A 12,155-nucleotide genomic window follows, 5' to 3' on the forward strand; every position below is an offset into this window, starting at 1 on the left:
TTTACGCTTTAGCAAATCCTTTTCTGACCTGTGAACCCCACCCAGATCTAATTTTGAATAATTTTTTATAATTCCCCCGTACTGAAGACCACACAACAAGTGGATGAAAGATTAAGGGCTCCAGGATGGCTACTAACATGAGGGTTAGTATATCCTTAGTCTTTGAATATTGATTATATGAATAGATTTCCCAGAGGATCGCATAGAATGAGAACATGATTGAGAAAAGGTAAATTGTAATAGTAATTGCGATAAAGAAATCCCAGTTGATAATTCCGAGGTAGATAAAGATGATCACTGCCAAGATCCCTACAAATTCGAGTAAAGGCGCCAGCCATTCATAAAAAAACCAATAAGGATAGCTCAACATGCCCAATCTCCCGTATTTTGGGTTAAAAAACATGTCTTTATGCGTATTCAGGGTTTCTAAATTTCCCCTGGACCAACGGTCTCGCTGATTTATAAAAATATTCAGGTCTTCGGGCACCTCTGTCCAGCAAAGCGGATCGGGGATATAGGCCACGTGATAGGGCTCATTCCTATCGTGCATAAATCGTCTCATCCTGAAGATGATCTCCATGTCCTCCCCTACGGTCTCAGTATCATACCCCCCAACTGCCAAGGCGATCTCCCGGTCAAAAAATCCAAAGGCTCCTGATATGATTAACAGGCTGTCTATCCTGCCCCAGGCCATTCTTCCCAAAAGAAAAGATCTGGTGTATTCCAGTAACTGAAATTTCGCCAACCAATTTTTTGGCAACCTGATCTCTTCCAGGGTCCCACCGGATATTTTACAGGAGTTGGCTACCCGGATTACACCACCTACGGCGATTACACGCTTATCAGAATGCTGATAGAACGATTTAACCACATGCAAAAGGGCTTCAGGAACGATGAGACAGTCTACATCAATACACCCTACATATTTGTTTTCGGAGAGATAAATCCCTGCATTTAGGGCATCGGACTTTCCTCCATTGGCTTTATCAACCACGGTTAGCTTGGCAAAGGATCGCTGCTCAGATTTGTAGATTCCGCGAATGGGCTTCGACTTAATATCAGGATCAATGTCTCTATCAATTTTTTTAAGATCGTAAGCCTCGATTAGTTTTTGCAACGTATCGTCCTTACTTCCATCATTTACTACCATCACCTCATAATTTACATACTGCAGCGAGAGCAGGGACCTTACGTTTTCAACGATTGTCAGCCCTTCATTGTAAGCGGGTGCTATTATGGTGATCCCCGGGGCTAAAGGAGATCCCAAGGTCTTTGATATATCCCCAAAACTGTTTTTGTGCTTGTAATGTATTGAATTACGAGTCGCTAGATAGGCCATGAGGATATACAGCGAAAACAATACCACTGAAAACACCAGGAAAACGATGTTCAGGTATTCTAGAATCACATTGAAAACGCTGTTATCCATACTTATTTTCTTGTCTTTTTGGAATCAGAACCATTTAACGTCAGATCAAAGTTCAGCAGTGTAATGAGCTCTGAATTCTTCTCCCACTTCACCAGACTCTCCGTTTCCACTTCTTTTGTGCTCTCTTTCCTGAGTTTTTCACTTAGCATAGCTGCCGTTCTCTTAGCCTTATCCCGCACCTTCCCACTGGGGTCTTTATAAAGTGATTTTAAGAAAGCAAGTTCCTTCTGATCTCCCAGGTCAAGAATTTCATTCATCAGGATCAGTTTCGATTCCACATCGCAGCTTCGGAATAATTCTTCGAATATGCTGAAACCATATGTGGCCTTTTCATTGATTGCTGCTTTATGCTGAGAATCAGAATTATCGTCCAATTCTTCCAGGGTATCCTCTTTGTTCAATTCGCCCCTGCCAATCTCAATGTCCTCCCAATCAACCATAGCACATGCGTCGAGGTCCTCTTCTTCAGATTCAGGTTGACCTATATCCGCATTTTTTGTCGCTTCAGACTTACCATTTTCTTCAGGAAGGACAATTTCGACTCCGTCAACCTTCAATTCATTGATCTGCTGCAAAAGCTTGGGCAGGTTTTGGCTTTCTAAATTTTCGTCTATGACAAAGGGTAGAAAGTTGAAGTTGAGATATTCGGTTTCCATATTTCCATCAATATCCGGCACTTCTACCCTGCTTAGAATCTCCTCCAGTTCTTTTCTGAAGTTTTCATCCGGATGAACTTCCTCATAGGAAACATTGAGCTTCCTGAGCTTTCTTTTCCATTTCTTTTTAGGTTTTTTCTTATCCATGGCGGTTGGTTTTTCTATAACGACAGGTAAAAAGTCGAGTGGCAGATATTTTACTTCCAGATTATCATCCTCAATTTGTTGTTGATCTAGTATCTCGTTGAGCTCTTCCATAAAACAGTAGTCGAATACGTCTAAATCTTCGTAAAAGAGCTCACTGCTTTCTTCTGTGATCTCGATGTTATCTTCTATTGTTTCTGTGGGCGATTCGTTTAATTCCCTTTCTGCGCTTTCCTCGGAAACGGACTGCTCCTCATCCTCCAGCTCCACAGCCTCATCGGAAACCTGAATAAGCGGATCAAGATTATCTTGTGGGAGAACCGTTTCGGGGGAAATGGAATTAATGGCACCTAAAGCCTTACTCTTTACATTAAAATTTGAGATTTTTTGATGCACTTCGAGTAAAAAGGGGATTTGCTCTTCTCCTCCGATTGCACCTAAAGCATCCAGAATAAAAATTCGGGTATCTCTCTTAGCCCTTTTAAATGAGGCCATTAAGGTTGGGATGGCTTCGGTGATTCCAAACTCCTTAATACACTCGATGGCAGCCTGTTTTACTTCTTCATTTTTGTGTTTCAGGAGCTCTGTAACAGAGGCATTGGCATCCGTTTGATTGTAATGCCTGATCAGTCTTAGCGCAAATAAGACGACATCTTTATTTTTGGAAGTGAGCCAAATCCCAAAGCTAGGGGGTAGATAATCTTCTTTGTTGCGAAGTATTTCTAGTATTTTAATTTGCTGCCATTCGGATATCGGGTACTTGTTAGTATCCAGAAATTGTCCGATACCTTCGTGTTTTAGGGAAACTGTTGCAATCTGGGCATGTCTTCGGATGACACTTCGCTTGTGATTTATAAATTTTTTGATCTGGGTATAGGCTTCTTCTACCTCCATTTGTGTTAATTCCACAATCCCTTTGGTAACAATCTCCCAACGCCAGCTGTTGAGCTTTGCAAAAGCATCCAGGTGCAAGTCAAAATCCTTGTACAGTACAAATAGCCTTTGCCTGGCATCACCTGTGAGATCGCGCTGCAGGTCTAAAAGAATTTCTTTCAGAATACTTCTGTTAATGGGGTCCTTGATAAACTCCCTAACTTCAACCTTTAGCTCTACGTATTCGTATTTTTCTTCTTTACTTGCATCTTCCCCGTAGAAGAGGAAATTACTTATAATGGGTGTGAGCTGCTTCCTTCTCTCACTGATGTTCCGCGTTTTTGCAGAGAGCCTGTTCCGGAAAAAAAAGATAAAACCAAAATAGAGGATACACAGACTTCCTAACAAGACACTAAGATCCCACAAAAGATCCGTGTGGATCTCTGGAATACTCAATAGTGAGTAAATTCTATATGTTAGTTCTGCTTTAAACAATAATTAGATTTTGCTTAATTCACGGGTTACTCTCACCAGAAGTTCGGAAGGACTAACAGGCTTTGCTATAAAGTCGTTAGCGCCTAACTCAAAAGCCGAGAGAACATTCTCTTCGTTTCCTGCACTTGAGATAATAATGATGGGTACCTTAGATTGCAGGGTGTTCCTAACGTAGTCTACCAGTTCAAGACCTGAGAAATAGGGCATCATAATGTCACTCACTATGATATCTGGTATTTCTTTTTCGAGTTCTTCTTTGACTTCCCTGCCATCGCAGGACCAATGCACCTTAAAACCGGCCTTATCCAACCTGTAATTCAGGAGCGAAGCCAGTAATTCGTCATCATCTGCAAGTAAAATACGTTTCATAAGCCGCTTATTTATTTTCCTTTTTCAATCGGGTCATTTCCTTGTCCAGGGCAAATTCTACCATGGGATATTCTTTAATAAACTGTTCGTACAGGTACTGCATTTGGTCGTGATTCTTGTCTGTCTTGCAGTGTTCCTGAATCTGTTGCACCAGGATAAGCAGGTTTGCTGCCTGAACCATGGCGAGACCTGATTTCAGTTTATGTGCAACAAATTGCAACTGTTCATAATCCTTGTTTTTTAGATGCATCCTGGCCTTTCCAATAAATTCCAGGACATTACCCTTAAAAAGATTCAGTAATTCCTCAAGCATATCTACTTCACCCATACAGTCCTCCAGCATCCCGCTTAGGTCTATGGACATTCCCGCTTCTAGCTTTTTTTGAACTTCTCCCAGATCTGCGTTTTTTTTCTGCAGGGCATTCTCCTGTTCATTTGAAAATCCGTATTGGATAAGTTTCTCCATTAACTCTTCAGGGGTATAGGGCTTTAGGATGTAGTCATTGATCCCTTTACTTGCGGCCTTCTCTTTGTCGTTGACCGAGAAGTCGGCTGTTAAAGCAATCACCGGTACTTTTGAAATCCTCGGATGATCTGATGCCCTTATCATTTGTGTGATTTCATAGCCGTCCATAACCGGCATATGCAAATCCATTAAGACGAGATGAATATTTTCTTCCTCCAGTATTTTTAAGCCTGTTTCAGCGTGCTCTGTGACGAAGAACGTACAGCCCCATTCCTTAAGGCGTTTTTTTATCAACCATTGATTCAGCGGGTTGTCCTCGAAGACGAGAACAGTTAAAGCTTCAACATCTGCAGGACTTGCATTGGAGCTCTTTTTCATCTTTGTTTTTTCCTCTTTCCCCACCTCATATTCGAGCTGCATGTGAAATGTAGTTCCTTTGTTTACTTTACTTTCTACGGTAATGTCCCCTCCCAGCCTGTTAACGATTTGCTTTACTATGCTCAATCCGAGACCCGTACCACCATACTTCGAAAATGTATGCTGTCTGGCCCTTTTAAAGGCATCGAAAATATGGAGTAAGTCTTCTTCGGAAATGCCGATACCCGTATCCGAGATATAGAATTCAATCCCGACTCTGTTAACATTCGTTGTCTTTAATTTTGCGTCAAGGATAACTTTTCCCTCATCGGCAAATTTTATCGCGTTGCCCAGCAGATTGAGTAAGACCTGACTAAGCTTTGAAGGGTCTCCCAATAAAAATTGTGGAATTTCTGGATCAATTTTTACCTCAAAAGCAATTTTCTTGTCCACAATTAGGGTCTCACAGAGGTAAGACACTTCTCTGATAAGGTTGTGAAAATTGAAAGGGACCTTTTTAAATTCTTCCCGCCCTGCTTCCAGCTTGGAATATTCCAGCAATTCGTTGATGATCTCCATCAGGGAATTTGAAGCCTTCAGAATAGCATTTACTTGCTCTTTCTGAGATTCATCGAGTTTCCCTTCTATCAACAGATCTGCGAAGCCAATAATTCCATTGAGGGGCGTTCGAATCTCATGACTAACTTTTGCAATAAGTGACGATTCTTCCTTTTCGTTCTTTGTAGAGGCCACGTCCTGTTCCTCGGCGGGTTTAGAATTCTCCTCAACTATGGGATTGAATCCCCAGATTTTGGCTTCTAATTCGTTTTTAAAAAGATCGAAAGACCGTTTTAGTCTTGCTGCCTCAGCGGTACTGAGTTCCTCGAAAGAAAAATTGTGGAGGGCCGATTCCAGATCGGTGATTTGAGTAAGTAGGTTTTTAGATTTCAAGCCTGGGGTTTTGGGGTGTATATACCAGACTAAAATCCCCATAAAATCAAGGGATGACAATTAAATGTTACCTAGACTGTAGAATGTGTTGTCAAATTGCTTTATTTGTAGGTCTAATTTTTACAATATGAAGTATTTCATCTCCTTTATCTGTCTTTTATCGGTTGTTTCCTGTGCTGAAACGAAAAAGGAAACCCCTGAAACCATCATCGCCAAAGCGAGAGAAATTCACGAAAAGGTCATCACCGTCGACACTCACGATGATATCAATGTGATGAATTTTACCGATAGTATCAACTATACACAACGTCTGGAAACTCAGCTTAATTTACCCAAAATGGAAGAAGGCGGCTTAGACGTTGCCTGGCTTATCGTGTATACCGGACAGGATTCACTAACCCCATCAGCATACGCCAAGGCGGAGGAGAATGCCATGGCCAAGTTTGATGCCATCCACCGCCTCTGTGAGGATATAGCCCCTGATAAAATTGGGCTGGCGCTTTCTTCAGAAGAAGTGAGAAAGCTGCATAAAGAAGGTAAAAAAGTGGCGATGATCGGGGTTGAAAATGCTTATCCCATGGGAGAAGATCTCACAAATTTTGAAAAGTACCATCAATTAGGTGCCCGATATGTATCCCTCTCTCATAATGGGCATAGCCAGTTTGCCGACTCTAACACGGGCGAAGCCGACAGTGTATGGTTACATAATGGTTTAAGTGAATTAGGTAAACAAGCTGTTAATGAGATGAATAGACTTGGAATAATGATAGATGTTTCACATCCGGCCAAGTCTTCTATGCAACAAATGATAGAGCTCAGCAAAGCCCCCTAATCGCTTCCCATTCTTCCGCACGGGCATTATGCGATCACAGTCGCAATCTCGACGATGAACAACTGCAATGGTTAAAAGAAAACGGAGGCGTTGTACAAACCGTAGCCTTTAGTTCTTACCTGAATACCGAAAAAGACGAGAAATACAAAGCATTTATGAAGGAATTGTATCAACAGGTGGCCGATTCCCTTGGCATCAATTGGTACGAAAGATCACAGTTCAGAAGCCTGAGCCCGGAACAAAGGGCCGAATTTATTGAAAACTATCCCAAGGTCATGGCTATGGGAAAAGAACTGGCGGATACCAAAATCGACGTGCCCCCGGCAGTAAATGTGGCCGACTTTGTAGATCATATCGATTATATGGTTGACCTGATAGGGATTGACCATGTTGGCATAAGTTCGGATTTCGATGGAGGAGGCGGAATTGAAGGCTGGTCTGATGCCTCAGAAACCTTCAATGTTACCCTGGAACTGGTAAAAAGGGGTTACTCTGAAGAAGAAATCGCAAAACTTTGGGGTGAGAATTTACTTCGCGTACTCGATGAAGTACAGGCCGTAGCTTTGGAAATGCAATAGATTAATCGTCCTCCTCTTCGGCCAGGCGGTCTTTTACATATTCAATCTTCGTCTTACCGTGTGGCAAGGGTTTGCCCTTAGAATCGAGGTTTACCATAATGATATTGTCAACCGTAAGTATGGTCTCACGGTTCATTTTATTCCGAGCTTCGCATTTCAAAACCAGCGATGATTTTCCAAATTTAACTACCTCTATCCCAATTTCTATGATGTCACCCTGATGAGCTGTGCTCATAAAGTTGATTTCCGACATGTATTTGGTAACTACTTTTTTGTTCTCCAGCTGTATGATGCTGTACAGCGCGGCCTCTTCGTCAATCCAGGAGAGTAATCTGCCCCCAAATAGCGTTTCATTGGCATTAAGGTCTTCGGGTTTTACCCATTTTCTGGTGTGAAATCTCATAGTCATTAATTTGATGCAAAATTACTATTATTAATAGCTCCCAAAGGTGATATTATGATGGTATAAGTTCGAATTACCATTTTGACAATTTAGGGGGCGAATAATTGTCAACTTCTATTCCTGTGTGAACTTAAATCGAGAACTTCTGTTAAACTAATCCAAAGCCCGTCTCATTTTCCTTCTAATTTTAAGAAATTTGCATAAAAGCGAAGCGTATGATCCTTTTTGTAGATATGGATGAAGTGATGGCAGACACCTACACAGCTCATATTGAATATTACAATAGGGAATTTGGTGAAAACCTGACAAAGGAGGAGTGTATGGGCCATGAGGTCTGGCAAAAAGTACCTAAAGACAGAAAAGACAGTATATGGCAACACTACTATGCCGAAGGATTTTTCAGGGGTCTTAAACCGATGCGGAACAGCATTGAGGTCTTAAAGGAATTAAACGATAAATACGCCATATACGTCGCCTCCGCGGCCATGCAATTCCCTAATTCACTACTTGAAAAGCATCAATGGCTGGATGAATACTTCCCTTTTATTCATTGGAAAAACCGAATACTCTGTGGTGACAAACAGATTCTCAGAGGCGATATTCTTATCGATGACCGCTCCCACAATCTCGAGAATTTTGTTGGCAGGCCCTTGTTGTTCACTTCGCCGCACAACATTAATACCAATCACTTTGAAAGGGTAAACAACTGGGAAGAAATTGCAAAAGAACTACTCTAAGGGCCCCTGCTTTTGTTCATAAAGCCGTTAACAAGTAATTGATTTTTGCAAAATGCCCCCCTGATGATTTTCTAATTTTATTAAAACTTCAAAGATGAACGATAGATCTACCGAGCTTCTGAGGTTTCGTCCTTTATTACCAAACGCGCGAATTACCGAAGACATGAGCGGGGATGAAAGATTCCAAAATGCAACTTTAAGACCTATTATCAAATTTCAGAACGCGCTTTTAATCGCGGCATTCCGAAATTATGTGCACAAGCACAAAAACTTCTTCCACGGACTTACGCTGCCCAAAAAGCTCGAATACATTGAACACGCCATACAAAAAGACGTGAAATTCAGGAATTCCCTCAAAGGAATGATCATTGGGCAATATACCGTAGAGGAGTACGAGATCTATATTCAGAATTCTTCAGCACTCAACAAGCGAATGATGAATATGGTGATCGAAAGATTGAAAGATCAGGTTCAACTATTTGAGCTCGCTTCCTTATCGCAATAAGGATTCCCCGTTGAGATTGGTTGTGAGAATATCACTCATCAGGTCAAAATATGGCCTGATTGCCTGAAAAGAATCATCCACTTTTGAAAGGAAATCAGAGGATAGTACCTCTTTGTCTGTAAAATTCCTGACAAAGATGAATTGTTTCTTTCGAATAAGGTCAATATCCGGGTGTTCCTTGTCAAATCCCTTTGGCGCCGTTTTAAGTTCATCTCCGGTTAGGTCGCCCCAGACACCTTTTAATTTCTTTGCCCCTATTACCTGACGGAATTCAGAGGCATTTGTCTCCAACTCTTTTCGAATCCTAAAGAGATCCTCTTTGTTTGGATCCCAAAAGCCTGTAGCAATAAAGGTTTCCCCAGGCTTTATCCTCGCGTAGTAACCCCCTCGCAGTGCCTTACCAGCCCTGCTGAAAGATCCTGCATAATGGGTTTTATACGGCGTTTTATCTTTGGAAAAACGAACATCCCTGTAGATACGAAACATTTTAAATTTGTCCAGCTCATCATGGAGCCGCATACGTTCCATAAGGGTCAGATAGAAGTCTTTTACCTCTTTTTCGTGAGTTTTGAATTCTTTTTTATGCTCCTGAAACCAATCGCGGTTGTTATTAGCAGACAATTTCTTTAAGAATTCCAGGGCATCCTTGCTGATACTTACGGTTTCCATAAAGCTTAGGATTTAAAAAGTTTTGTAATAAAGTTAACCTTTTTAAATAAGGGGCTTTTTAATTAATGGTTAATTTTAAATTGTAAAAAGAAGCCATGGATAGCCAGGAGATCATCATCAACAAAATCAAACAGAATAAGATCCAACCGAATCTCAGATTCAGACTCAAAAGAGAGACTGAGGCGTTTACAGACTTATTGTTTCTCTCTCTATTTGATATAGAAACCCCTTTCAGAGATAATTTGCCCAAGTTGAAGCAACAATTTGATCTGCTCGTAAACCTCGCTTGTTGGGATCCGGAAAAATCCTGTGGCTCCGTCTGGGAAGACTATTTTCAATCCCTGCCCACGGTTTTGGAAAGTCTCAATTTAGATGCTCAGGCCATAGCTGATTGCGATCCGGCATCCCTCTCTATAGAAGAAGTGTATCTGGCCTATCCCGGATTCTATGCCATAGCGATTTATCGCCTTGCGCATGAGCTCTATAAACACAAATTTCCTCTGGTGCCCCGACTGATGACCGAGTACGCACACAGACAGACCGGCGTTGATATCAATCCCGGTGCCCAGATTGGAAAGTCATTCTTTATCGACCACGCCACTGGTGTTGTGATTGGTGAAACAGCCGTTATACGCAACCATGTCAAAATCTATCAAGGGGTAACGCTTGGTGCGCTCTACGTAGCGAAAAGCCTCAGTAATACGAAACGACACCCGACAATTGAAGATAATGTGACTATATACGCCAATGCTACTATCTTGGGAGGGGAAACGGTGATTGGTGCCAATTCTATAATCGGAGGTAATGCATGGCTTACAAGTTCGGTACCTGCGAATTCAAAAGTTTTCCACACCCCGGAAATTGAAATACGACTTCAGGATAATGGAATTTAAACTAATAGATCTTATAGGGAATACCCCATTGGTAAAGGCAAAATCCTTGAACCCTAACCCTGCTGTTCAGTTGTATTTTAAACTGGAAGGACAAAATCCGGGGGGCAGTGTAAAAGACCGGGCTGCCTTGAATATGATCACAAGCGGACTTGAGCGGGGAACATTTTCAAAAAGTACACCCCTTATTGAAGCCACAAGTGGTAATACCGGGATAGCGCTGGCCATGATAGCAAGTTTGTTCGATCTTCAAATTGAACTTGTAATGCCTGAAAATGCGACAAAAGAAAGGGTTCAAACTATGCGTGCCTATGGAGCTAAAGTGACACTAACCTCTGCGGAAAAAGGAATTGAAGGCGCAAGGGACTATGCAGAATCTAAAGTGTCCGGAGAAGGATTTGTAATGGTAAATCAGTTTGGCAATGATGACAACTGGAAAGCACATTATAAAAGTACAGGCCCTGAAATTTGGCGTGACACCGGAGGAAAGGTTACTCATTTTGTTTCCTCAATGGGAACCACCGGAACTATAATGGGTACGTCGACATTTTTAAAAGAACAAAATAGTAACATTCAAATTATAGGGGTGCAACCTACGGACGAATCGAGTATTCCCGGAATCAGGAAATGGCCAAAGGAATACCTGCCCAAGATATTCAACCCTGCGAAAATAGACCGGATCCTTGAAGTAAGCGAAGAGGAGGCCATCGCCATGACCAAACGCCTGGCTGTGGAAGAGGGTATTTTCGCCGGGATGAGCAGCGGTGGGGCAACTTCCGCGGCAGTAAGGCTCGCGAATGAATTAAAGGAGGGTATAATTGTTTCTATCATCTGCGATCGTGGAGACCGTTATTTATCATCAGACCTTTTTGAATAAGGCAAAAAAAAAATGCACCTCACAGGTGCACTTTTCTTCCAATCAGTAAGTCGGATTAGATGGAGTCATCGGTAGCATCTTCTACCTCTTCTACCCCGTCTTCCACAGCGTCCTCTACTTCATCTGCTGCATCCTCAACGGCATCTTCTACTTCTTCTGCTCCATCTTCCATGCTGTCTCCAACCTCTTCGATTGTATCCTCTACTTTCTCTTCAGTAGATTTTGTCTCCCTGCAACTCAGCGTGAGCAAGCTCAAACTAATCATCATGGTGACAGCAAATAATATTCTTTTAATCTTCATAATACTCTGATTTTAGTTTTTAATCAATGTTAGTGAATGGGTATTACATTATCTGGTATTCCTCTATCTTAAAGGAAACTCTGTTGCCTTCATTGTCAGTAAAGATAAATACTTCCTTTCCTTCATTCAGGGCAGCTTTGGATAGATCCGTATTGTCTGTGATCATCAGGTTTTCGCCTTCCCCTACGGCTACATAGAGTTCATTTTCGTTTAGCAGGAGGACAAAATCTGACTTCACATCGGCATTGTAGCTGAAACGGATCATCTCATCGTATTCCTCGTCCTGGTCCAGATCAATCTTGACCGTCTTATAAATAGTTTTCTTTGGAATTACCCTATCCTGGTTAACCTGTCCTTTATCTTCCCCTTCCAATTGTATTTTCTGTGTCTGGGTAGTAGTAACCTTCACTGAATTCTTGATCAATTCTCCTTTTTCATAAACCTTGTAAGTCTTTTCCAGGTTCTCCGAGGCTACGGTATCAGTTCTGAAAGTTCTCGCTTTATTGTCTGACATGGCCTCCTGGGCAAATCCGAAGGAGAAGGTCAGTATACTCAGTGATATTAAAGTGATTTTTTTATATATATGTTTCATATTTTAAATTTTTAAGATTAATAATTAATTC

12 protein-coding genes and 1 pseudogene are annotated in these 12,155 nt (G+C 41.6%); 5 read left to right on the plus strand and 8 right to left on the minus strand.

Going from position 1 to position 12,155, the window contains the following annotated elements; genetic code table 11:
• Position 1: 1 nt before the first annotated feature.
• Genes EQY75_RS06390 through EQY75_RS06405 form a run of 4 tightly spaced genes read right to left on the minus strand, consistent with a single transcriptional unit; the run spans position 2 to position 5,740 of the window.
• Positions 2–1,429, minus strand: coding sequence for a glycosyltransferase family 2 protein (locus EQY75_RS06390; RefSeq protein WP_129603968.1), 1,428 nt, complete (start codon positions 1,427–1,429; stop codon positions 2–4).
• A 2-nt stretch (positions 1,430–1,431) separates the two neighbouring features.
• Positions 1,432–3,558 (minus strand): HEAT repeat domain-containing protein, encoded by a 2,127-nt coding sequence (locus tag EQY75_RS06395; protein WP_129603971.1) that lies wholly within the window; start codon positions 3,556–3,558, stop codon positions 1,432–1,434.
• A 42-nt stretch (positions 3,559–3,600) separates the two neighbouring features.
• A complete protein-coding gene (locus tag EQY75_RS06400; protein WP_129603973.1) occupies positions 3,601–3,966 on the minus strand; it encodes a response regulator transcription factor in 366 nt (121 codons plus the stop codon).
• A gap of 7 nt (positions 3,967–3,973) precedes the next feature.
• Positions 3,974–5,740: an ATP-binding protein gene (locus EQY75_RS06405; protein ID WP_165200548.1), complete on the minus strand. Its 1,767-nt coding sequence runs from the start codon at positions 5,738–5,740 to the stop codon at positions 3,974–3,976.
• Between the two features lie 127 nt (positions 5,741–5,867).
• Between EQY75_RS06405 and EQY75_RS06410 the strand changes: the two are divergent.
• Positions 5,868–7,150: pseudogene (locus EQY75_RS06410) on the plus strand (dipeptidase).
• A gap of 1 nt (position 7,151) precedes the next feature.
• On the opposite strand, the gene EQY75_RS06415 reads toward EQY75_RS06410, so the two are convergent.
• Positions 7,152–7,553, minus strand: coding sequence for an acyl-CoA thioesterase (locus EQY75_RS06415; protein WP_129603978.1), 402 nt, complete (start codon positions 7,551–7,553; stop codon positions 7,152–7,154).
• 215 nt (positions 7,554–7,768) lie between these two features.
• Between EQY75_RS06415 and EQY75_RS06420 the strand changes: the two genes are divergently transcribed.
• On the plus strand, positions 7,769–8,290 hold the full coding sequence (locus EQY75_RS06420; RefSeq protein WP_129603981.1) for a 5' nucleotidase, NT5C type: 522 nt from the start codon (positions 7,769–7,771) through the stop codon (positions 8,288–8,290).
• Between the two features lie 94 nt (positions 8,291–8,384).
• Positions 8,385–8,795 carry a glyoxalase gene (locus EQY75_RS06425; RefSeq protein ID WP_129603983.1) on the plus strand — a complete coding sequence of 137 codons (411 nt, stop codon included), beginning with the start codon at positions 8,385–8,387 and terminating at the stop codon, positions 8,793–8,795.
• On the opposite strand, the gene EQY75_RS06430 is transcribed toward EQY75_RS06425, so the two are convergent.
• Complete coding sequence (locus EQY75_RS06430; RefSeq protein WP_129603986.1) at positions 8,784–9,464, minus strand: DUF2461 domain-containing protein; 681 nt, start codon at positions 9,462–9,464, stop codon at positions 8,784–8,786. The two genes, EQY75_RS06425 and EQY75_RS06430, sit on opposite strands and share 12 nt — an antisense overlap.
• 95 nt (positions 9,465–9,559) lie before the next feature.
• On the opposite strand from EQY75_RS06430, the gene epsC reads away from it, so the two are divergent.
• Positions 9,560–10,357 (plus strand): serine O-acetyltransferase EpsC, encoded by a 798-nt coding sequence (gene epsC / locus EQY75_RS06435; RefSeq protein WP_129603988.1) that lies wholly within the window; start codon positions 9,560–9,562, stop codon positions 10,355–10,357.
• A complete protein-coding gene (gene cysM / locus EQY75_RS06440) occupies positions 10,347–11,231 on the plus strand; it encodes a cysteine synthase CysM (protein ID WP_129603991.1) in 885 nt (294 codons plus the stop codon). Before epsC ends, cysM begins: the two co-directional genes overlap by 11 nt.
• Before the next feature lie 55 nt (positions 11,232–11,286).
• Here cysM and EQY75_RS06445 read toward each other — a convergent pair whose 3' ends face one another.
• Positions 11,287–11,532 carry a hypothetical protein gene (locus EQY75_RS06445; protein ID WP_165200551.1) on the minus strand — a complete coding sequence of 82 codons (246 nt, stop codon included), beginning with the start codon at positions 11,530–11,532 and terminating at the stop codon, positions 11,287–11,289.
• A gap of 43 nt (positions 11,533–11,575) precedes the next feature.
• Entirely contained in the window at positions 11,576–12,124 is a 549-nt protein-coding gene (locus tag EQY75_RS06450) for a hypothetical protein (RefSeq protein ID WP_129603993.1), read from the minus strand.
• Positions 12,125–12,155 lie beyond the last annotated feature (31 nt).

Source organism: Muriicola soli, from assembly GCF_004139715.1.
Lineage (GTDB): Bacteria > Bacteroidota > Bacteroidia > Flavobacteriales > Flavobacteriaceae > Muriicola > Muriicola soli.